Genomic DNA, 22,438 nt, shown 5'->3' on the forward strand with positions numbered 1-22,438 from the left:
GTTGACACATATCGGCAATGCCCTCTCTTTACCCGGCTCTGCTTTTCCACATTTAGAACCATCTCCGCTGGCATCGCATCAAGAGCTTTAATCTGTAATCTCTAAGCATATTTTATGAGCCAGTGTCTAAACCCGGATTGCCTATTCCAAAACCCGTCTGGCTCTACACAATTTTGTCAAAAATGCGGGAATAAACTGCTATTGGGCGATCGCTACGGAGCCAAAAAAATTATAGGACAAGGGGGATTTGGGCGTACTTTTCTCGCTCTTGACGAGTATAAACCCTCAAAACCTCCCTGCGTTATTAAACAATTTTACCCCCAATTTCAAGGCGCTTCTAGTATCCAGAAAGCTGCTGAGTTATTTGAGCTTGAAGCAGTCCGCCTAGAACAGTTGGGTAAACATTCTCAAATTCCCGACTTATTAGCATATTTTAGTCAAGATGGACGGCAGTATTTAGTCCAAGAATTCATCGACGGTGAAAATTTAGCCGAAGCACTAGAATCTAAGAGATATTTTAGCGAAACGCAGATTCGCGACTTGCTTAATAATTTATTGCCAGTATTCGAGTTCATTCACTCTCGCCAAGTTATTCACCGAGATATCAAGCCAGAAAATATTATTCTTAGGCAAGATGGGCAACTGGTTTTAGTTGACTTTGGAGCCGCGAAATATGCGACACAAACGGCTCTAGCGGTAACGGGAACGAGGATCGGGACGGCTGGATATACGGCACCAGAACAAGCCAACGGTAAACCGATTCATGCGAGTGATATTTATAGTCTGGGTGTCACTTGTCTGTGTCTGTTAACTCAGGTTAAGCCGATTGATTTATTCGATGATAGCGAGTTTGAGTGGGTGTGGCGAGAACACTTAAAAACATCTGTCAGTTCGGAACTGAGTCAGATTTTAGACAAAATGATACAACCTGCTATTAAGAAACGTTATCAATCTGCTACTGAAGTTTTGCAGGCTCTTGGTACTCAATCACCTCAATTATCAGCTCAAACACCTCCACCGGCACCGCCACCAGACTCGCTTAAATCAGCGCGGGGTGTTGACTATACTCGTCTCCGGGATTTATTGGCCACAGGGGAGTGGAAAGAGGCGGATCAGGAAACATTCAAGGTGATGTTAAAAGCTGCTAGACGGGAGAAGGAAGGTTGGTTCGATACGAACTCGATCGAGAATTTTCCTGGCGATGATTTGCGGACGATCGACCAGTTGTGGGTAAAATACAGTCAGGGTAACTTTGGCTTTAGCGTCCAGAAAAAAATCTGGTTAGAAATAGGCGGTAAAGTTGATTATGACACTGAATGCAAGCTAGGCGATCGTGTCGGTTGGCGAAAGAGGAGAAAGGGGAGGAAAGAGTGGTTAAGCTACAATGATTTAACCTTTAATTTGCAAGCACCACGGGGCCACCTTCCGTCCTGTGCGCGTGTGTTTGCGTGGGGGGGAGAAGGATTGGGTTGGGTTGTTCGGGTGTTGGGGTGGTTAGGGTTGGTTGTATGGTTCTCTCTTCTTTCGCATCGAGAGCTGTAAGCTGTAATTTATAGCGATTTCAGCCTTTTTTCAAGTCTTTTTTATCGAACCTTATTTTTACGAAATTTAGGGTGAGTTAGCGAAGTGTAACGCACCAATTATGTTAAAACATATACAGGTTAGATATGCCCTATTAAAATCTGTAGAAGACCTAAAAATTTTCAGACCTAGCGAGCGCACCTTAGAAAATCATCCCCTATTTAAAGAATAGGACAAAGAGCAGATAAATGCTGATATTCTCGCTAAAGAAGTGGAGTTAGAAACAACCATAAGATGTAAATAAACTTTGTGGTTTCCTCAAAATAGGAAAATTCGCGGGAGTGGCAAATGAATCTTTATTTGGGAATAGATTTCGGCACGACTGGCGCCCGATCGACTGTCATAGACTCCCAGGGTACAATACATTGTGAAACTGAATATACTTTTGCTAACAACGGGCAACAACAGCTTGAATTGCCCTCGGTGTGGCAAAATGCGCTGTGGGATTCGATCGAGCAAATTCCCCCAGCAATCCGCAATCAGGTAAGGGCGATCGCCCTTGACGGCACATCTTCCACTGTCATGCTGTGCAATACCGACGGTATACCAGTATGCGAGCCGATTTTATACAATGATGCGCGCGGTGCAGCCGTGACAGAGAGGTTGCGGGCGATCGCGCCTGCCAACCACACAGTATTAAGCGCTACATCCAGTCTGGCAAAACTCCTGTGGTGGCAGGAGGGCGGGCACGGGGGCACCGCCCCTACGGTTTTCCTGCATCAAGCTGACTGGCTGGCATTTCTGCTGCACGGAAAATTGGGAATTAGCGACTATCACAATGCTTTGAAACTCGGTTTCGATGTTGATACTTTGTGCTATCCGAATTGGCTGACACAGGGAATTGCGGGCGCTGCAACTCCTGAATTGCCGCGAGTTGTCGCACCGGGTACGCCTGTGGGGGAAGTGAGATCTCAAGTGGGCGATCGCTTCGGTTTTCCCCGCGATTGTATGATTTGTGCTGGTACAACCGATAGCATTGCCGCATTTTTAGCAAGCGGTGTCAATTTACCAGGGGAAGCAGTAACTTCTCTCGGTTCTACACTGGCAGTCAAACTGTTAAGTCATACCCGCGTAGATGATTCTAGATACGGGATTTACAGTCATAAATTAGGCGATTTGTGGTTAGTTGGAGGTGCTTCTAATACCGGAGGTGCGGTGCTGCGACACTTTTTTACTGATGTTGAGTTAGATAATTATAGCACACAAATTGACCCTGCACAAGAGAGTTTGCTGGATTATTACCCATTGTTAAAAAAGGGCGATCGCTTTCCGATTAATGACCCGAATTTGCCGCCCAGACTCGAACCGCGTCCCAGTGATTCAGTGGAATTTCTGCACGGTTTGCTAGAAAGCATAGCGCGGATTGAAGCGCGGGGATATCAATTATTGCAAGAATTGGGTGCAACTCCTTTGACAAAAGTTTATACTGCTGGCGGCGGGGCAAAAAATTTGGTTTGGAGTGCGATTAGAAAGCGTTATTTAAAAGTGCCTGTTGAAACGCCAATTCATACTGGGGCTGCTTATGGGACTGCGTTATTGGCGAAGTATGGAACGCAAATTTAAAGGTGGTAAATTTGGACTGATATCGCTCTTGATTAAAACTAAAATAGGAGTAACAAAACATTCTGATATATTGTGTTAAGTTGTTATCCCTAAAAATTAAGGACAATGGCAAAGCTACCTGATGACATCCTCAGCACAATTTTCACATTGCAGCGACGGCTAGTGGAAATCCTCAACGAAACAACCGCCACAGAATATATATTCATGCAGCAGTTTGGCGAGACAGAAGCGACACTCCCCGAACTAGAATCCCTGGATAATATTAAGGAAAGGTTGAGAACCTCTTACAATCGTTTGTACAGGCTTTTGCAGCAGGTGGCAGAATCTCAACCCGCTGCGACTGCGGATACGTTAAACTTTCTGTATGGAACGATAGAAGACGGAGAGGCAATTGTCGATGCCTCAGCAGCAAGCATTCAAGAAATCAAAATGGATTGGAACTTACGATGAATCAACAACCTAGAATCCCCGACGCTGAAACCAGAAAGCGACACGTTGAAAAGATGCGTGAAGTCTGCCGACAGTTGGACGCTTTCAATTTGAAGTTAGATGAAGCGATTGCCATATTTGAAGCTGATAACCGCCGCCAGCGTCGAGAACGTTTGGCGGGTAAATACAGGCGTGTGGAATCTCAGGTAGTCGAATAAGATATGAGATGTTGCATCATTGTTAATAAGTCTTTTATGAACAGGCTTTCCGGCCTGTTCCACAAAGAGTGAATTTTCTTGTGGAACAGGCCGGAAAGCCTGTTCTTGAGAATGGTGCAAGATGTGAGATAAGATCGATCGAGGGGCAATTCACGCTAGGGATAGCCTTGAATCATTTCTTTTCAGTCCCCTTCTCCTCGGACTTCGTTTGTTTAGTAGCGGTTGAAACCGCCGACTCCGATCGCCAGTTTTCAACGCAGATTTGATAGATGCTAATTTTCGCGCACCATCCACACTAAAAATCCCAATATTTTATCTACTGGAGGTAGCGGATAATCGGTAAGATCGATCGTCACTATTTGCCCTTCCAGCTTGAGAAACCGCCAAGCTGTGCCGCTGCAAACGCTGCCGTAGATGACGGAAATCGATCGCCCTTTGGCTTCATTAAATCTCTGGGCCGCCACCATTTCAGCAATACATTGACCCAAACCTACTTTCAAATCTCCTTTTTTAGCTTCCACCATCACAATTACCGGGGCTTCAACGTCTAATTGTTCCGGGGAACGGCTGATGATAAAATCGCAAACTCCTGTAAGTCCAACAGCTACATCAACATTAAATTCCTCACCCGAAAACACGCTGATTTGTTGGTTCAGAATCCTGCGAACTTCCAGCAATACAGGGTTGATAATAGCTTCAGAACGGGCTTTTTCGGTGCTAGTGGCGATCGCCCAAGGCAAATTTGTCTCCAGCATGGTCTGCAAGGCTGTTGCGGGTGCGATCGGTTCGATTTCGGGCAGAAATCTGATTCCTTCCACTACTGTAAGATTGAAGGCTTCTTTAACCTTGCCGATGGTCGTAAATTGACTGTAAGACATAAGACTTTAGGTTTTTATTTCTACTTTTTACTTAGATAAAACGAAGGTTGAAACCGCGTCTACACAAACGAGTTACCCGACGTAGACTAAAGATAAAAACGTAATTTTTACCGCATTTTAACCGCCCCTTCTTCAACCCGATATTCTAGGGTTCTCCCTGTATAAACGCGGTTTCAACCGCCGAATTTTCTATTACACTCGCTGCAACTTAGCTGTTCTCGGATCGATGATTTTTCTGCCCAAGCCCGAAAACTTAATTGCCAAATTAATTTTGTCGCCCGCCCCTAAAACGTGCGTAATTTCTCCCACTCCAAAAGCATGATGAAAAACCCGATCGCCCGTTTGCCAATCCGTCGATTGTCCATTGTTTTCCGGTTTAGAACTCCCGGAATTAGTGGCTGAATTATTAGTTTTTCCTTTAGATGCAGCCGTTTTCCCCGCTGGAGTTTTCTTCGCGCTTCCAGCCAGCAAATGTGTCGGCAATTCCCCTAAGAATAGCGAAGGGGTGCAGTGTTCCCGGAAACCTCCCCACAAGCGGCGTTCGCGAGTGTGGGTGAGAAATAGCAATTCCTGGGCGCGAGTGATGCCGACGTAGCACAAACGGCGTTCTTCTTCGATCGCTTTCGGGTCGTCCAAGCTGCGGAAATTGGGAAATAAACCCTGTTCCATCCCGACTAAAAATACTACGGGAAATTCTAACCCTTTGGCTGAGTGCAGCGTCATCAGCGACACGCGGGAATCTTCTTCCTGCAAGTCATCTAAATCAGATGCTAAAGATGCTTTTGCTAAAAATGATGTCAGCGTCGGTTCTTCGTTTTGTTCTTCAAATTGTAGCACTGCATTGTACAATTCTATGACGTTTTCTATGCGATTTGTGGCTTCGTCGGTTCCTTGATTTTTCAAATCTTGAATGTAGCCTGAATCTTCAATAATTCCTTGGACAATTTGCGAAGCCGGCAGAGTTTCAACTTGCGATTGCCAACGACCAATCATTTCGGCAAACTTAATAATAGCTTTTGCCGATCGCCCTGCTAGAGTATTGACAGAAGATTCATCGCTGAGGATTTCCCACAGGGGAATGCCCAATTGAGTTGCAGCGTCTTCGATTTTGGAAAATGTGGTATCCCCAATGCCGCGACGGGGAGTATTGATGATGCGTTTGAGGCTGACGCTATCGTCGGGATTGGCAACCGCCCGCAGGTATGCTAGGATATCTTTGATTTCTTTGCGATCGTAAAACTTCAGCCCGCCGACAATATTGTAAGGAATGTCTAAACGCATTAACGCTTCTTCAAAGGAGCGAGATTGAGCGTTTGTGCGGTAGAGAATCGCAAAGTTACTGCCGTTTTCGTATTCGGAATTTTGGCGCTTCAAGGAATGAATTTGACCCGCTACAAATTCTGCTTCATCTAATTCGTTGTCCGCCCGCCAGACAACAATCGGAGCTCCCGGTTCGCGAGTCGGGCGCAGAATTTTCTCGATCCTTTCGGTATTGTGTTCGATCAAGTGGTTCGCGACTTGCAGGATGTTTTCGCGCGATCGATAATTTTCCTCTAATTTTACCATTGTCCGAGTTTTATCGTCGGACAAACCATCTCCAAAATCCTCTTGAAATTCCAGCAATATGGTATAATCTGCCATCCGAAAGCTGTAAATTGATTGATCGACATCGCCCACGACAAAAATCGAGCGGTTTTGCCATTTATCGAAGCTTTTCGGGTCGGCGTTATTTGTCACTAACATCCGAATCAAATCGTATTGAGTGCGGTTAGTATCTTGGTATTCGTCAACTAAAATATGGCAAAACTTTTTATGCCAGTAACTTAATACTTGCTCGTTTTGGCTCAAAAGTTTAACGGGAACGAGGATTAAGTCGTCAAAATCTAGGGCATTGTTGGCTGCTAAAGCGTCTTGGTAGCGACTGTAAACATCGGCAATTACACGACCGCGATAATCCGGTTCTGCTGCTTGGTATTCTTGAGGCGACAAGCCTTTATTTTTAGCGTTGCTGATGGCATAGCGGACTTTTCGCGGGTCAAATTTCTTGTCGTCGAGGTTCAGTGTTTTGGTGACGATTTGTTTGACGATACTTTGAGCATCTGATTCATCAAAAATCGAAAAATTTTTCTGCCACTTGCGGCCTTTTTCGTCTTGGTATTTTTCAATATCGTAGCGGAGAATGCGGCCGCACAAAGAGTGGAAAGTCCCCATCCAAATGTGCTTGGTAATTCTCTGGTAAATTTGCGATCGCAATTTGGTTTGTACATCCGGGGCTAAGTCTACCAAAGGTTTGCCATATTCCGCTTCAGCTTGCTGAGTGGCCAGCAATTTCTCAATTCTTTCTTTCATCTCCCTGGCGGCTTTATTTGTAAATGTCACCGCCAGAATATTTTCTGGATCGACTCGATGGGTGCGAACTAAGTTAGCAACTCGGTAAGTTAGAGCTCTGGTTTTGCCGGAACCAGCGCCCGCTACTACTAACAGCGGCCCGTTATAATGGGCGACTGCTTGGCGCTGAGATGGGTTGAGGTGGCTGAGGAAATCACTGGTTTGAGTCATAGCTAGAAAGTTAGTTTAATTTTTTAAGGGGTAAATAATACTTGGTATGCGATACCGCGAGTTCTTTTAACGTAAGGTGCGCCTAGCGCACCCTATATTATAACTAGAAAGGTGATTTTTTAAACTTTAAATATTTTTTTGCCAAGCGACTTGTTTAAGCTAAGGTGTTTGGCGCGTACCCTACACTATAACTAGATAGGTAATTTTTTTTAACGTTTAAATATCCGTGTTAGCCACATTGCTGCTAATATTCCCAAGCCAATCCAAATGGCAATAATCACAACAGCGGCAGCCCGATTTATCGGTTTTCCTCGCTCTATTTCTGCGGCTGCTTTTTCCCGACACTCGGCTAAAACCTGTGGCGGAATCATCTTCAGTACCAGCCAAATTCCCAAAGGTACAATTATCAAATCGTCCAAGTAGCCGAGAATCGGTATGAAGTCAGGAATTAAGTCGATCGGGCTAAAAGCATAGGCAACCGTAAGGCCTGCTAAAATTCTGGCGTACCAAGGTACTCTCTGGTCTGTACTGGCTAAATAAACAGCGTAAGTTTCTTTTTTGAGTCGGCGGGCAACTTGTTTTAAGGATTGCATCTTTTAACAATTTTATCATTTTTAAATTTTATTTAAAATGAAAGAGTAGTTGCGTCGGAGTGTCATAAACTGGGTGGGTTTCTATATTTATCGTTGCCAAACCTCTTATTTTGCCCAGAACACCAATTTTTTAGTGGAGCGTCCTGCGGACATCATAATAACTCATAATTTCTTCAGAAGTACGGACTATTTTTTTAGTTGCTAAAAATGTAACAACCCGGATATTTAGCAATTTCAGTGGGAAGGTAAAGTATAGCATCTGTTGTATGTGAGGAGAATCAAATTTATGAATTCAACTTTACGATCGCGCGATCGCATTAATTTCCGCAGTCTGGTAACAGCGTTGTGTTTAACCTTAACTCTCGTCAGTTTCGCGGGATTAGATCCGGCGGCGGCTCAAGAACAGCGGATCAGAACGCTGACTGTTACTGGGCGGGGTGTGGAAGCGATTCCTACAACTCAAACACAAGTGCGGCTGGGGGTTGAGGTGCAGGGGAAAACGGCGGCCGAAGTGCAGCAGGAAGCGGCGAGGCGATCGTCCGCTGTGGTAGAGTTGCTGCGATCGCGCCAAGTCGAAAAACTCGAAACTGCCGGCATCACCCTCAATCCCATTTATAACTACGACAACAACCAACAGCGCTTGACGGGCTATACGGCGACGAATACCGTCAGTTTTCGGATTAATACTGCATCTGCCGGCACTTTGCTCGACGATGCGGTGAATGCCGGAGCCACACGCATCGACGGCGTGAGTTTTGCCGCTGCCGAAAGTGCGATCGAATCTGCTCGAAAACAAGCACTCCGCAAAGCAACTCAAGACGCTCAAGCGCAAGCGGATGCAGTCTTGAGCGCCCTCAACCTCAAGCGGGGAGACATTCTGGGCATTCAAGTCAACGGTGCGATCGCGCCACCTCCTATGTACCGACAATTGGCTGGTGTTCGCGCTGCTGCTGCTGACGCTGCAACGCCTGTGGTGGGAGGGGAACAGCAGGTAGAAGCTTCTGTGACTTTGCAAATTGGGTATTGATGGGGGGCTGCATTCTAATTGAACGTAAAATGCGATATCTGTTAGATACCCGACTTCTTAAAGAAGTCGGGTATCTGAGTGTTTTATTTTTTTATGTTTATCTGCTGGTTGTTAGATAAAATATCTTAAATATGCGACGATAACATGAGAAAATTTAATCATAAAATATGAAAAGCAATTTTTATGACGCGATTTATTCACGATCGCTTTGCCAAAGACTTGTTGACAGAACTGCTGTCTCCCATCGGGACGGTGAATATCGGGCATGATGTTACTGCCGAAGTCCGAGAAATCGATGTTTATTTCATTCCAATGACTGTAATTCCTGAATACTCAGCAACTTTAGGGTTGTTGGGAAAAATGGCTGAGACGGCGGCAATTTTTGAACCGTTTCGCAATCCAGTAACTGTCGGCGAAGTCATTAGCTGTATGAGTAAGTTATGGGATTTGCGAGGTGAATTGGAGCGGCAAGCCAGAAGAGAAAATACTCGCTATGATGGTGCTAATTTACCGACACTGTGGATTTTGACACCTACAGCATCGAAAGCAATACTGGATGGTTTTGGCGCAATACCCAAGCCTGAGCATTGGATGGAGGGCATTTATTTTTTGCCCAGGCATTTGAAATCGGCAATTGTGGTGATTCACCAATTACCCGAAACTTCCGAAACCATGTGGTTGAGGATTTTAGGGAAAGGAAAAGTGCAGCAAAGGGCGATCGCCCAGTTGAGCAGTTTAGCAACGGACGATCCGTTACGGATTATCGCGCTAGAATTGTTGTATCAGTTACAGTCAAACTTAGTAACCGATACCGAACAAGAGTTACAGCCAGAAGAGCGGGAGTTAATTATGGCGATCCCATCACTTTTTAGAGAACAGTTAGAAGCCGCACAACAACAAGGAATTGAACAAGGAAGACAAGCACAACAGCGCTTAATTTTAGAAAATTTTCTGCAAGTACGATTTGGAGAAATTAACTCAAAAATGACTGCTTTATTATCTCCAATATCCAAGTTACCCGCAGCGGACTTTACGGTGCTGTTGCTGGCAATATCCATGCTAACAGTCGAGGAAGCAGGAAAAGATCAAGCGGTCAGATTATTAGCAGAAAATGTTTTGAGAATTCGCCAAAATGAATTGGGGGAGCTTCTGCCTACCGCCGTTACCAATTTACTAGCAATGCCGGTGGAACAATTGACATTGTTTGTAGAACAATTGCCTCAATTATCGGCTGATGAATTGAGAGCAAGGTTGGGATAAAAAGCGCGATAATACCTGTTCGGGTAGTCATAAACTCTACCCGAATTTCCCGCGATCCCGTGAAAGTCATCCGAAAAATCTATTTCGATCGCCCATCCCACTCTCCAACCCCGCCACCGCAGACGCCCGATCGCACTTACCTGTAATTTTGCATAAGTTCGATCGCCCGCAACAACCCCACAAATCCAATTGCTACCGGATCGTCGCTCGAAGTACCCGATATCGACTACAGTAAACACAAAATATTATTGGCGGTGATTTGAGTGATTGAGACTTTAGCAACAGGAATCGCAGCAGCCGGTTCGCTGCTAGCATTGGGCGGATTGGGCCTAGAGTTGAACTATCGCCGGACTGGGAGTGCAAATAAACTAGAACTAACAGCCGGAGAATGGCACTTAGCCATCTCGGAACCCAACCGCTATCTTTTAGTCGGGGAAATGGAGTTCCGCAACCTGACACAGCGCTTTGAGATTATGTTGCCGGAAGTCCGGGCGCAGGTGAAACTGCTGTCAGACGGAAGTTTGGATGGCGTTACTTCCCAGACAAAGGTGATTCCTTGCCACAAAGATGCAACAGCTAGAGCAGACGATTACTGGTTCGGCTATATTGTTAAAGCCCAAAAAAACACGAAAATTAAAGTCTCTGTAGACATTCAAGGGCAAGATTTAACCAAATTGCAGTCAGCTTGGGTGCAAGTACATTTCGTCACCTACGGCCCAAGTGGCCGCATCCCCAAAGTCCGTAACGTAGTAGTTCCCCTGCAATTTCCCAACTCCGACACCGTACCCATCGCCAGAAATGTCGGAGTTGCAGAAGTCTTGCCGATTCGCACCCACATCCTGACGGAATTGGACAATCCCGTCGAAATAGTCAAGCGGTACGTGCTGCCGCGCGCCCAGAAAGGCGATATTGTCGCCCTGGCAGAAACTCCCCTAGCTTTGATGCAGGGACGCTACCGCCACCCCAGCGAAGTTAAACCAGGATGGGCAGCGAAGCGAGTGTGTTTGTTTTTCTTACCCATGTCGAGTTTGGCTACAGCTTGCGGAATGCAGACGTTGGTGGATGTAGTAGGCCCTTGGCGCGTAGTAGCGGCATTTGCGATCGGCGCTGTGGCTAAAATATTTGGCAAACCGGGAGTCTTTTACCAACTAGCAGGGGAACAAGCCAGGCTGATCGACGACGTTACGGGGACTTTGCCTCCCTTCGACCAATTTATTGTCCTAGGCCCGGACAATCCTCAGCAAGTTGTAGAAGAAATTCAACGAGAAACCGGACTTGCGGCGGCGATCGTAGACGCTAATGACTTGAAAGCAGTTAAGATATTAGCAGCGACCTCCGATTTATCGGTAACATTCTTAGAGCAAGCCTTGCGAAGCAACCCCGCCGGGAATGCTGACGAGCGCACACCAGTCGTTGTAATTCGACCTCTGCAACAAAAATCTTGAGTTGAAAACAGAAAATTAAAAATTCAAAAAGATGATTTGAAATTTTTAATTTTCGATCGCGCAAGAAAGGGAGAAGAATCAAAAGTTATAAGTTTTGAAATCAAAATTTACCAATTCAAAACTCAAAACTTCTCTAACTCTTCCCCTTTCTGAATTTTTATTTTTAAATTTCCATTCTCCACTTGTATGCTATGACTTCATTTCCCTCCCAAAACCAAAACCAGGTTGTGATTCGCCCGTTTCAGTATCGCGACATCGAGGTGATGGAACAACTGTGCGCGGAAACAGCCGAAGAGCCAGAAAACAGCAAGGGCGGAAGCTGCGACGTGGTATTAGGTAGAAAGTTGCAGCAGATTCGTCGCTGGTACGGACTACTAAAGATTTTTAGCTTGTTTCCCAACCCTTGTCAGTCCCTGTTCCGTGCCCACGTTGCCGAAGAAGAGGGGAGCGTTAAGGGCATAATTCAGATTTCTCCTTTCAACCGCACCCGCAGCACTTGGCGGATCGATCGCATAGGAGTAGACCCGGAAGCCCGCAGCAAAGGAATTGGTTCTATGCTGCTGCGGTACTGCTTTGAGGCAGTCTGGGAGGCGCGGACGTGGCTGTTGGAAGTGAATGTCGGCGACAAAACTTCCTTGGCTTTGTACCGGCAGAACGGGTTTCAGCCTTTGGCCCAGATGACATACTGGACGATCGCCCCAGAACGCCTGCAAGAAATGGCTTCCTCGACCCCAGATTTGCCCAACCTGCTGCCCGTCAGCAACGCAGACGCTCAGTTGCTCTACCAACTGGATACCGCGTCTATGCCGCCGCTGGTGCGCCAAGTATTCGATCGGCACATTCAAGACTTCAAAACCAGTTTTTTCGGCGCTTTAGTCGAAGGTGTCAGACAGTGGCTGGGCAAAACCGAGGTAGTCAGCGGCTACGTGTTTGAACCGCAGCGGAAAGCCGCGATCGGCTATTTTCAGGTGCAGCTATCCCGCAACGGCCACCAACCGCACGTCGCCCAGTTGACGGTACACCCGGCCTATACTTGGCTGTACCCGGAACTGCTGTCCCAGATGGCGCGCCTCGTTCAGGATTTCCCAGTTCAAAGCCTGCAACTGGCTTCCGCTGACTATCAGCCGGAACGGGAAGCTTATTTAGAGCAATTTGGAGCAGTGCGCGTGGAACACAGTTTGCTGATGTCTCGATCGGTGTGGCACAAATTGCGGGAGTCCAAGTTAGTCTCTCTAGAAGGACTCCAGCTATCAGAAATGTTGCAGAGCTTCCAGCCAACTCGCAAACCCGTACCGGGCAGGATGTCCTGGCTCGGCCCGATGGCTGGGGAAGCGACAGCAGGGCACCCGTCCTGTGAGATTAAACCTCTGTTGGCTGACTCAGGAAACAGCCAAACGAATCAAGTTAACCCCTTGGGCGGCCAAAATTCCGAATCAGCAGCAACTGATGGCAGCAGCATTTTGCCTCTAAATTTGTCGGATTTGCCTCTAGACGGCGGCTGGCCGGGAGAACTCAATTCTTAATAAGTGAAAGCAGAAGGTAAAAGGTAGAAGGCAGAAAAAAAGAGAATTAATCATCCAAAACATTCCTTTTTTCGGTCATAATCCCAAAATATCCCTTCTGCTTTTGATTGAACTCAACTTAAGATTACCTATCTTCTTCTTACTTTATTCTCTTATTCCTTCGCGTCCTTAGCGTCTTCGCGGTTCGTTAAATAAGATTATTTACGCAAAAAAACAGTAAATCTAAAATCTAAAATCTAAAATCTAAAATTGCTTGATTGATAATGTCCAACGATAAATTATGGATTTCAGCACTGGGATTAGATATCGGCCTCAAACGAGTCGGCATCGCCGGGTGTGACGGCACCGGTTTAATAGCTACGGGCATTACAACACTGGTACGATCGTCCTTCGATCGAGACGTAGCTTATCTCCGAGAGCTCGTCCGAGAGCGGAGAGTGCAAATTTTGGTTGCAGGCTTGCCCTACTCCCTGAGCGGAGAATTGGGCACTCAAGCCCGACAAGTGCAGAAATATGCTGCTCGCATCGCCTCCGCCTTAGAGCTCCCCCTAGAATACGTGGACGAGCGCCTGACTTCGGTTGAGGCAGAGGAATTGATGAAAACACAAGGGATTTCGGTGTCGCAAAATAAGGGTGCGATCGATCGTAAAGCAGCGGCCCTGATTTTGCAGCAGTGGCTAGACGAACGGAGGCAAAATATCTCCGCCCTTCCCAATCCTTGATAGCTTGTCACAGAGGCATGATATCCTGGTTGTGCAAGTTTGCTACGCACACCTGTAACCCTTGACAAACTGGAGAAAATTCTGCTGTACCTTCGGTACTGAAGAAGCACAAAATCGTGATTTGTCCTCAGTGTCGCTTGCTGACTCGACTGAGATTTAAACGCTGCACTCCTCGCCTGTGGAAAAGGCCGCGAGTCTCGCGGTTTAAGCTTGTGGACTGGCGATCGCCCACTTAGCCATTAGCCAGAATATCGCCACGAAAATTCCCAATTGTCAAGCCAACGTTACTGAATTATTGACGGAAAATAAGATACACGCGATGTCCTCATCCCCATACCGCAAAAAAGAGAATGGCAATTCCAACGAAGAGTCCGTCACCTTGACGGATGAAGTTGGGCGATCGCTGACTTGCAACATAGAATATTCGATGAACCTAGAAGGTCAAGAATACGCTTTGCTGCTTCCAATTGACTCGCCAGTAGAAATTTTTACCTGGCACGGAGACGATAACGACGAAGCAGCAATTCCTGTAGAAGACGAAACAGAAATTGACAAAATTTTTGATACCGCTAAAGTTGTCCTGCAAGAGCAGAACTTGACACTCCGGCGCACGGCGGTGACGCTGACTGTTGTTGGCGAATTGCCGGAATTTCCCGAAGAGGATATGGCATCTGATGTCGATCCAGATGAGGAGTCGGAGTTTGAGGAGCTAATGTGGCTGACCAGCTTCTACCACGAAGAACAGGAATATGCGATTTATACGCCTCTAGACCCGTTCTTTATCTTGGCTCGCATGAATGATGACGGCAAGCCAGAATTGCTATCAGAAGAAGAGTTCCAAAGGCTGGAACCGATGTTACCTATGCTGGAAGACCAGTTCTTTGACGAGCTTGATTAGATATTAATTGCAGGCACCAGCCCTGATGGCAAAAAGCAGAATTTTTTACTATTTTATAAAACAGTAAACTGCTCGCCCGATCGAACTTTTTCGAGATGGCCGCTTCTGCCTTCGCGATCGGGCTGCGTGAATTGGGCCGCGTGAATTGGGTCTTTTAAAGGGCTTTTATTCGTAACTTTTCGGTCATCAATCGCAGGTCATCAGTCATTAGTCGCTAGTTAACCGCCGCTTATCCAGGACAACGGACTATGAATAAAGAACAAATGACAAAAGGCAACGCGCGCGAGGGAAGAAAAGGTACTCCGCAAGTCTCTAAATGGTTGTTTTATCTGGCGTTGCTGCCGGCAATCTGGGGGGTTTGCGCTTGGCAGGGCTGGGCTTGGTGGAGCTGGGCTTCCGCGCCACCTAAAATCACATCCTCATCGGGGAATCCGGCAGAGGATGCTGCTGTTTCGATCCAAATCCCGGAGGGTACTCCCAGTCAAAAAATCGGCCGGGATTTAGAGGCCGCCGGGTTGATTCGATCGAGCTCGGCATGGAATATGTGGGCCCGCTGGCTGACTCTGCAAAACCGCGAGGGAGGTTTTCAAGCAGGAACTTACCAACTGTCGCCGACTCAGCCTCTGAGTGCAGTTGCTGATAAAATTTGGAAGGGCGAAGTCGTACAGCAAAGTTTCACGATTCCAGAAGGGTGGTCGCTGCAACAAATGAGCGCTTATTTTGAAGCGCAAGGTTTTTTCCCTGCTAAGGATTTTATGGCTGTGGCGAGTCAAGTTCCCTACGCTCAGTACCCTTGGCTACCCAGCGGATTGCCTCACTTGGAAGGGTTTTTGTACCCGGATACTTATCAGCTAGACGGCGATGCAATTAGCCCGGAAGCTGTCATCAAGCAAATGCTCGGTCGTTTCGAGCAGTTGGCTTTGCCGATCTATCAAAAAAATCAGAAGAATACTAAGCTGGATTTGAAAGAGTGGGTGACGCTGGCTAGTATTGTGGAAAAAGAGGCTGTGGTTGCGGGCGAGCGCAATCGTATTTCTGGGGTATTCAACAACCGTCTGAATAAGGGTATGCCCTTGGGTTCTGACCCGACGGTTGAATACGCCCTCGGCATTAGGCAAACTAAGGAGAAGCCTTTGACTTTCAAGCAGGTGGAAACGCCTTCTCCTTACAATACTTATATCAATGTAGGGCTGCCGCCAACTCCGATCGCATCTCCGGGAATAGCAAGTCTGGAAGCGACTCTGACTCCGGAAAATACAGAATACCTGTATTTTATGGCTAGATACGACGGCACTCACATTTTTAGCCGCACGCAGGCGGAACACGATGCTGCGATTGCTAAAGTTGACCAGCAGTTGCGATCGACTCCATAGATTGGTAATGACTAATACAAAAGTAAAAAGTCAAAAGTCACAAAGGAAAAGCCATAATTATTCACTTTTGATTTTTTACTTTTTGAATCTTTAACTCCCAATTTATTATTTCTCAATCTAAACTCTAAAATCTAAAACCTAAAATCATTATGACTTGGGGTAAACTACTACAGCCTGACTTAGTTCTAGGCAATTCGGTCGTGAATTTAACGGCGGATATTCTGCAAAAATATCAGATAAAAGGATTAGTTTTGGATGTGGACGAAACTCTCGTTCCCATTACGGCAATGAATGCTTCTCCTGAACTCAGCTTGTGGGTGCAAGAAATTAAACCCGTGGTATCGCTATGGTTGGCAAGCAATAATTTAAGTCAAAATCGGATCGGTCGAATTGCTGAGTCTTTGAATCTACCTTACATCACTGGTGCTGCTAAACCGTCGCGCCGCAAGTTGCGAACAGCAGTGACTGCAATGAATTTACCGGTGGAACAGGTGGCGATGGTGGGCGATCGACTTTTTACTGATGTTTTAGCTGGCAATCGTTTGGGTATGTTCACTATTTTAGTGGAACCAATGGTTGATGCTGGCTATGCGCTTCGGAAGTATCCGGTGCGCTCTTTTGAAGTTTGGGTTTCTCAAGCTTTGGGGGCATCTCTGAAAATTAAAGATTAAAATTGGGCATCGGGAATTGGGCATAGGGCATGGGGCATAGGGCATTGGGAATTGGTAATTAGGAATTGGTAACTAATGGCAACAGACAACAGTCAACAGTCAACAGTCAACAGTCAACAGTCAACAGTCAACAGACAACAGACTCAAACTATTGTTGTTAAAATAGGAACTTCGACTCTGACTCGATCGACTACGGGAAACTTAGCTCTTTCAACTATTGCTGCATTAGTAGAAATTTTAGCCGGTTTGCGGCAGCAAGGCCATCGAGTAGTTTTGGTTTCTTCGGGTGCGGTTGGGGTGGGCTGCGCGCGCTTGGGTTTGACGGAACGCCCGCGAAACATTGCTTTGAAACAGGCTGTGGCGGCTGTGGGTCAAGGGCGGCTGATGCGGGTGTACGATGACTTGTTTACTACTCTGCAACAGCCGATCGCTCAAGTATTGCTCACTAGGGGCGATTTAGTGCAGCGTAACGGTTATGTTAATGCTTACAATACTTTTCAGCAACTGCTCAGGTTGGGCGTGATTCCGATCGTCAATGAAAACGATACTGTGGCGGTAGACGAGCTCAAATTTGGCGATAACGATACGCTTTCGGCGCTAGTAGCGAGTTTGGTAGAAGCAGATTGGTTGTTTGTGCTCACAGATGTCGATCGGCTGTACTCCGCCGATCCGCGCAGCAATCCAGACGCGCAGCCGATCGCCCTAGTCCAAAGTATGGCACAGCTCACAGAATTTCAGGTGCAAACAGGAGATTCCCGCAGCGGTTGGGGAACCGGCGGAATGGTGACAAAAATTGAAGCCGCGAGAATAGCAACTGCATCGGGAGTGCGCACAGTCATCACTGACGGCTGCTTTCCTGGTAATATCGAGAAAATACTCAACGGAGAGTCGATCGGCACTCAATTCGAGCCTCAACCGCGCCCTGTAAACGCTCGCAAACACTGGATAGCTAACGTGCTCATTCCGGCAGGAAAACTATATTTAGATGCGGGTGCTGTCAAGGCAATTTCCCACGGCGGAAAATCGCTTTTAGCTGCGGGTATTGCTCAAGTAGAAGGACAATTTCAAGCTGATGATTCCGTGCAGTTGTGCGACGCAACCGGCAAGCAAATTGCTAGAGGACTTGTGAATTATAGCAGTTTAGAATTGAGACAAATCCAGGGCTGCAAGTCCGATAAAATTGCTGAGATTTTAGGCTATGCGGGTGTAGAAACTGCGGTACACCGAGATAATTTAGTGATTGTTTAAACTATCTCGTTTCCGGTTGCATCGGAATCATAAAATCGAGTCAACAGTCAACAGTCAACTATCATGAGGAGTGCAACCGGAATTGATATTACTAACTATCGAGACAGTCGATCGCGCAATGAGCGAACGCAGAAATTGAGGATACTTGCAGCACAGTATTGCAAGAATTTGTTTGGCTGTGTCGGAACAGCTCGTTCATCGCTTCTGTAAACAATTCAAATACATTTTGTGCTAATTCTAAAGCTGCTTGGCGTTCCGCATTAGTAAGTTTGATCTCTGCTAAAACTTGCAACATCTCTGGCGTGTTTAAAAGGTGATAATTGTCTAAACCGACATCACCTCCTCCAAAATAAACATATTCTTTTTGGGTAATTTCCTGTAATTCCATTACCACTGCTAGCGCCGCCTCAAAAAAAACTGTCGCCGTTCCTTCGAGGACTTCCACTAACACCAGTTTCTGAATGGGAGAGGCTTTCCAAGCGTAGCGTTCGAGCACTGAACACAGCGATCGCGTTTTTTTAGTTTCTTCACCCCAAAGCAGTCTAAAATCACCATAAGTCATTGATTGGTTAAAGCCAAGTTCCTCTAGGTATTCTAGATAATCGTGCCAGTAATAGTTTTGGTTATAAGTATATTTATTAATTAGTTCCTGAACTTTGTTGTTACTAGAAGAGTCTCGGATTACATATTTATTTAAATCGCTCAACCCGACAGCAAAAGGAGCCAAAATAGGTGCAAAAATTAGTCTTTGTTTCAGGTAAGTATTTTGATTTGCTAGAAATCCAAATAAGGGTAAATGTGCAAATTCTTGCTTTTGTGTTTGAATAAATTCAATAACTTCTTTCATAGCCTCGTACCCTCACTAAGTTATTTAAACTGGGGTTTCACACCTTGCTTATTATCGAGGTTTTTTAGGAAAAATCTTTGTATTTGATATCATGTTTAGTTGTGTTTGTAGTCAGAATCGAGTGTGATTTGCATCATATTGTGTTCCACCACTAAATCGGAGTTGAGAAGCAGGGTACTCCGATATAGAGTGATTGGTGTGGCAATGAGTATAGATGACAATTTTCCATGGCGAATTGCCTTTGGGTGCGTTCTGGGTTAATCTATTTTTTGTATCAGTTAAGAAAATTGTAGGAGTTAATCTTGGAACGCACTTTTTTAGCGATTAAGCCCGATGGTGTACAGCGCGGACTCGTTGGCGAAATTATCGGTCGTTTTGAAGCCAAAGGCTTTACGCTAGTTGGCATGAAGCTGATGACGGCGAGTCGCGAACTTGCCGAACAGCATTATGGCGTACACAAAGAAAGACCCTTTTTTGCGGGACTGGTAGACTTCATCACTTCCGGGCCCCTGGTGGCGATGGTGTGGGAAGGCGACGGCGTTGTGGCGTCGGCGAGAAAAATCATTGGCGCAACAAATCCTCTGAATTCAGAACCTGGGACAATTCGCGGCGATTTGGCTGTGAATGTCGGCCGCAATATTATTCATGGTTCTGATGCCGTGGAAACTGCCAATGAGGAAATTCGTCTCTGGTTCAAGGAAGAAGAATTGAGTTCTTGGACGCCTTGTTTAACTCCTTGGATTGTGGAGTAGTTTTGAGATTCTCCCGATCGATCGATCGGGAGATTATCTTAGTTTGAGGCTAAGATAGTGAAGTTAAAATATTTGTTTTAGTGTTTTATGTTTAAGAATTTGGCAATCAGTGGGTAATAAATCGTCGTTTTATGATTTAATTATATTAACTAATTGCTCAGATGCTGTCCACAACTAAAGGCAAGTTGTTTGTGAGCCAATAAATTTTTATAATTCATCTAGTTCTCCCACCTCTGAAATTACAGCGTATCCCACGTTTATTAACAGCAAGTTTAGATACGGCAGTGCCGTGTCCTCAGTATCATTCCGATGCCACCGGAAACGATATTATCGCCGATCGCCCTTAGCCCCTAAGGGATGAGAATTAAATAAAATCCACTTTTCATGACTGTTGTGGGATGGGCGTCCCGCCCGTCCCCGATAGACGGGCGGGACGCCCATCCCACAAGAAAAAAGGGAAATTATTTAATTGACGATCCTAAACCCGCTGAGATTGCCTAAAAATCGAGCTTTTAGCCCTAGTTTTAACGTCGGCGCGGAGTCGGAAGCCTCGCGCTATTGCCATTTTGCGGTTGCGGTTTTTCTTGCAGCTTCATTGTCAAACTAACCCGCTTTAACTTCTCATTCACCTCCAAAACTCGCACTTTCACAACTTGTCCGACTTTAACAATCTGTTTCGGATCTTCCACGAATCGATCGGCTAATTGAGAAATGTGAACCAAACCATCTTGGTGCACTCCGACATCAACAAAGGCTCCAAAGTTAGCTACATTCGTGATTATGCCTTCTAATTCCATCCCAACTTGCAAGTCGGAGATTTCTTTGATTCCTGCTTGGAAAGTGGCATATTTAAACTCGGCTCGCGGGTCTCTCCCCGGTTTTTCTAGTTCGGAAATAATGTCTCGGAGTGTCGGTTCTCCGACTTTCTCTGTGACATATTTCTTGATATTTACAGTCTTGATTTTTTCCGATATTTGTGTTATTCCTGTCAGCGGCAAGTCTAAATCCTTGGCGATCGCTTGCACTACAGGATAACTTTCGGGATGAACTGCTGTATTGTCCAGGGGGTTTTCGCCGCCGCGAATGCGGAGAAATCCGGCTGCTTGTTCAAAAGCTTTTGGCCCGAGTTTGGGAACTTTCAGGAGTTGGCGGCGATTTTTAAATGCGCCGTTTTCGTTGCGGTAATTAACGATATTTTTGGCAACTGTTGCCGTCATTCCTGACACAAATGTCAGCAGTTCTTTGGAGGCTGTGTTTAAATCAACTCCGACATAATTAACGCAGCTTTCGACTGTTTCGTCGAGTTTCTTTTTGAGCAGTTTTTGGTCAACGTCGTGCTGGTATTGACCGACTCCTATTGATTTCGGGTCGATTTTCACGAGTTCGGCCAGGGGGTCTTGCAAGCGCCGTCCGATGCTGACTGCGCCGCGAACGGTGATGTCGAGGTCGGGAAATTCGGCGATCGCCACTTCGCTTGCTGAATAAATCGATGCACCGGATTCATTCACCATGACTTTAATCGGTTTCCTGTCCATTTCTGCCAAAACTTCCGAAACAAATTCGTCTGTTTCCCGGGAAGCTGTACCGTTGCCGATCGCGATTAATTCAATTTTATATTTTTCAATTAAATGCTTGACAATTTTACCAGCTTGCTGTCGCTGAGCGGCCGCTTGGTGGGGGAAAATTGCTTGATATTCTAAAAATTGCCCGGTTTCATCGAGGGCGGAAACTTTGCAGCCCGTGCGAAATCCCGGATCGATCGCCAATGTGGGTTTCATACCAGCCGGCGCTGACAGCAGCAACTCGCGGAGGTTGGTTTCAAAAGTGGCGATTGACTCGATATCAGCGGCGGCTTTGTTGTGCGATCGTACTTCTGTAATTAACGAAGTCTTCATCAGTCGGTTGAAGGCATCCTTCAAAGTCAATCGATAAAACTCTTTAACTTCCGGTATCCTAGTTCTAATTTCTTGAGCTTCCAAATAAGCCATCACTGCGGATTCATCAAAAGCCAGTTCCAAATCTAAAACCCCTTCCGTTTCCCCGCGAAACAGCGCTAACATATTGTGCGACTGAACGCTTCTCGCTGCAACTTGATAATTGCGGTACATTTCAAATTTAGTGCTTCCTTCCGGGAAATCATCTTTAATTTTCGAGACAAAAACTCCTGTTTTCATCAAAAATTCTCGCAAATAAGCCCGCAGTTCTGCTTTTTCCGAAACCGCTTCCGCCAAAATATCCGCAGCACCTTTGAGAGCTTCTTCTGCTGTATTCACTCCCTTTTCTTCCGAAATGTATTTAGCTGCTTCCGCCTCAAAGTCTGCTGGTTGAGCCTTCGGTAAGTTGAGAGACTTGATAAATTCGGCCAGCGGTTCCAAACCCTTTTCCCTAGCAATTGTTGCTCGCGTCCGCCGCTTGGGTTTGTAAGGCAGATAAAGGTCTTCGAGTTCGTTTTTTTGCAAACACGATTCGATTTTAGCTTGCAGTTCTTCAGTGAGTTTCCCCTGAGAGCTAATCGTATCTAAAATCGACTTTTTGCGCTCTTCAATTTCCGTCAGATAGGTGAAGCGATCGGAGATGTCCCGCAACTGAATTTCATTCAGCAAATCCGTGCGTTCTTTGCGGTAGCGGGCAATAAACGGAATAGTTGCTCCCTCGGCGAAAAGTTCCAGAGCATTATTGACTTGAGAAAGATTAATGGAAAGTTCTTGAGCAATTAGTTGAGGAATGTCGATCATAGTGCAGAATTTCGGATTAGTCGATTTTAGATTTTAGATTTTAGATTTTAGATTAACTTCACACAAGAGAGGAAGAAAAGGGAATCATCCCATTTTTGTTAAAATCGTTTTCTAGG

At 45.9% G+C, this 22,438-nt stretch carries 20 protein-coding genes; 14 read left to right on the top strand and 6 right to left on the bottom strand.

The window, feature by feature from the left end; genetic code table 11:
- Positions 1 to 114: 114 nt before the first annotated feature.
- The 4 genes from QUB30_RS13550 to QUB30_RS13565 all read left to right on the top strand — a co-directional run bounded on the left by QUB30_RS13550 (position 115) and on the right by QUB30_RS13565 (position 3,791).
- On the top strand, positions 115 to 1,542 hold the full coding sequence (locus tag QUB30_RS13550) for a serine/threonine-protein kinase (RefSeq protein ID WP_333333986.1): 1,428 nt from the start codon (positions 115 to 117) through the stop codon (positions 1,540 to 1,542).
- Between the two features lie 327 nt (positions 1,543 to 1,869).
- Positions 1,870 to 3,144 (top strand): FGGY-family carbohydrate kinase, encoded by a 1,275-nt coding sequence (locus QUB30_RS13555; RefSeq protein ID WP_333333988.1) that lies wholly within the window; start codon positions 1,870 to 1,872, stop codon positions 3,142 to 3,144.
- A 105-nt stretch (positions 3,145 to 3,249) separates the two neighbouring features.
- Entirely contained in the window at positions 3,250 to 3,594 is a 345-nt protein-coding gene (locus QUB30_RS13560) for a hypothetical protein (protein WP_333333990.1), read from the top strand.
- Positions 3,591 to 3,791 carry a hypothetical protein gene (locus QUB30_RS13565; protein WP_333051533.1) on the top strand — a complete coding sequence of 67 codons (201 nt, stop codon included), beginning with the start codon at positions 3,591 to 3,593 and terminating at the stop codon, positions 3,789 to 3,791. Before QUB30_RS13560 ends, QUB30_RS13565 begins: the two co-directional genes overlap by 4 nt.
- Positions 3,792 to 4,063: 272 nt before the next feature.
- Here the strand turns inward: QUB30_RS13565 and QUB30_RS13570 are convergent, their stop codons facing one another.
- From QUB30_RS13570 to QUB30_RS13580, 3 genes are all read right to left on the bottom strand, one after another.
- Entirely contained in the window at positions 4,064 to 4,669 is a 606-nt protein-coding gene (locus QUB30_RS13570) for a hypothetical protein (protein WP_333333991.1), read from the bottom strand.
- A 192-nt stretch (positions 4,670 to 4,861) separates the two neighbouring features.
- On the bottom strand, positions 4,862 to 7,228 hold the full coding sequence (gene pcrA / locus QUB30_RS13575; RefSeq protein WP_333333993.1) for a DNA helicase PcrA: 2,367 nt from the start codon (positions 7,226 to 7,228) through the stop codon (positions 4,862 to 4,864).
- Positions 7,229 to 7,437: 209 nt separating this feature from the next.
- Positions 7,438 to 7,821 carry a YkvA family protein gene (locus tag QUB30_RS13580; RefSeq protein WP_333333995.1) on the bottom strand — a complete coding sequence of 128 codons (384 nt, stop codon included), beginning with the start codon at positions 7,819 to 7,821 and terminating at the stop codon, positions 7,438 to 7,440.
- A gap of 286 nt (positions 7,822 to 8,107) precedes the next feature.
- On the opposite strand from QUB30_RS13580, the gene QUB30_RS13585 reads away from it, so the two are divergent.
- Both QUB30_RS13585 and QUB30_RS13590 read left to right on the top strand, forming a co-directional pair.
- Positions 8,108 to 8,848, top strand: a complete 741-nt coding sequence (locus QUB30_RS13585) for an SIMPL domain-containing protein (protein WP_333333997.1) — start codon at positions 8,108 to 8,110, stop codon at positions 8,846 to 8,848.
- A 183-nt stretch (positions 8,849 to 9,031) separates the two neighbouring features.
- Entirely contained in the window at positions 9,032 to 10,108 is a 1,077-nt protein-coding gene (locus tag QUB30_RS13590) for a flagellar assembly protein H (protein ID WP_333333999.1), read from the top strand.
- On the opposite strand, the gene QUB30_RS13595 is transcribed toward QUB30_RS13590, so the two are convergent.
- Positions 10,069 to 10,347 carry a hypothetical protein gene (locus tag QUB30_RS13595; protein WP_333334001.1) on the bottom strand — a complete coding sequence of 93 codons (279 nt, stop codon included), beginning with the start codon at positions 10,345 to 10,347 and terminating at the stop codon, positions 10,069 to 10,071. The two genes, QUB30_RS13590 and QUB30_RS13595, sit on opposite strands and share 40 nt — an antisense overlap.
- Before the next feature lie 24 nt (positions 10,348 to 10,371).
- On the opposite strand from QUB30_RS13595, the gene QUB30_RS13600 reads away from it, so the two are divergent.
- The 7 genes from QUB30_RS13600 to proB all read left to right on the top strand — a co-directional run bounded on the left by QUB30_RS13600 (position 10,372) and on the right by proB (position 17,988).
- Positions 10,372 to 11,553, top strand: coding sequence for a F420-0:Gamma-glutamyl ligase (locus tag QUB30_RS13600; RefSeq protein WP_333334004.1), 1,182 nt, complete (start codon positions 10,372 to 10,374; stop codon positions 11,551 to 11,553).
- A 191-nt stretch (positions 11,554 to 11,744) separates the two neighbouring features.
- The gene (locus tag QUB30_RS13605; protein WP_333334006.1) at positions 11,745 to 13,076 is read left to right on the top strand and encodes a GNAT family N-acetyltransferase; all 1,332 of its coding nucleotides are present in this window, start codon (positions 11,745 to 11,747) and stop codon (positions 13,074 to 13,076) included.
- A gap of 263 nt (positions 13,077 to 13,339) precedes the next feature.
- Complete coding sequence (gene ruvX, locus QUB30_RS13610; RefSeq protein ID WP_333334009.1) at positions 13,340 to 13,798, top strand: Holliday junction resolvase RuvX; 459 nt, start codon at positions 13,340 to 13,342, stop codon at positions 13,796 to 13,798.
- A 319-nt stretch (positions 13,799 to 14,117) separates the two neighbouring features.
- Positions 14,118 to 14,696, top strand: coding sequence for a DUF3727 domain-containing protein (locus tag QUB30_RS13615; RefSeq protein WP_333334011.1), 579 nt, complete (start codon positions 14,118 to 14,120; stop codon positions 14,694 to 14,696).
- Between the two features lie 248 nt (positions 14,697 to 14,944).
- On the top strand, positions 14,945 to 16,069 hold the full coding sequence (gene mltG, locus QUB30_RS13620; protein WP_333334013.1) for an endolytic transglycosylase MltG: 1,125 nt from the start codon (positions 14,945 to 14,947) through the stop codon (positions 16,067 to 16,069).
- A 149-nt stretch (positions 16,070 to 16,218) separates the two neighbouring features.
- Complete coding sequence (locus tag QUB30_RS13625; protein ID WP_015174714.1) at positions 16,219 to 16,740, top strand: YqeG family HAD IIIA-type phosphatase; 522 nt, start codon at positions 16,219 to 16,221, stop codon at positions 16,738 to 16,740.
- A 75-nt stretch (positions 16,741 to 16,815) separates the two neighbouring features.
- A complete protein-coding gene (proB, locus tag QUB30_RS13630) occupies positions 16,816 to 17,988 on the top strand; it encodes a glutamate 5-kinase (protein WP_333334016.1) in 1,173 nt (390 codons plus the stop codon).
- 91 nt (positions 17,989 to 18,079) lie between these two features.
- Here proB and QUB30_RS13635 read toward each other — a convergent pair whose 3' ends face one another.
- Positions 18,080 to 18,835: a hypothetical protein gene (locus tag QUB30_RS13635; protein WP_333334018.1), complete on the bottom strand. Its 756-nt coding sequence runs from the start codon at positions 18,833 to 18,835 to the stop codon at positions 18,080 to 18,082.
- A 302-nt stretch (positions 18,836 to 19,137) separates the two neighbouring features.
- On the opposite strand from QUB30_RS13635, the gene ndk reads away from it, so the two are divergent.
- Positions 19,138 to 19,587 (top strand): nucleoside-diphosphate kinase, encoded by a 450-nt coding sequence (ndk, locus tag QUB30_RS13640; RefSeq protein ID WP_333235397.1) that lies wholly within the window; start codon positions 19,138 to 19,140, stop codon positions 19,585 to 19,587.
- A gap of 524 nt (positions 19,588 to 20,111) precedes the next feature.
- Here ndk and QUB30_RS13645 read toward each other — a convergent pair.
- Positions 20,112 to 22,322, bottom strand: coding sequence for a Tex family protein (locus QUB30_RS13645; protein WP_333334021.1), 2,211 nt, complete (start codon positions 22,320 to 22,322; stop codon positions 20,112 to 20,114).
- Positions 22,323 to 22,438 lie beyond the last annotated feature (116 nt).

It is taken from the genome of Microcoleus sp. BROC3 (assembly GCF_036702515.1).
Lineage (GTDB): Bacteria > Cyanobacteriota > Cyanobacteriia > Cyanobacteriales > Microcoleaceae > Microcoleus.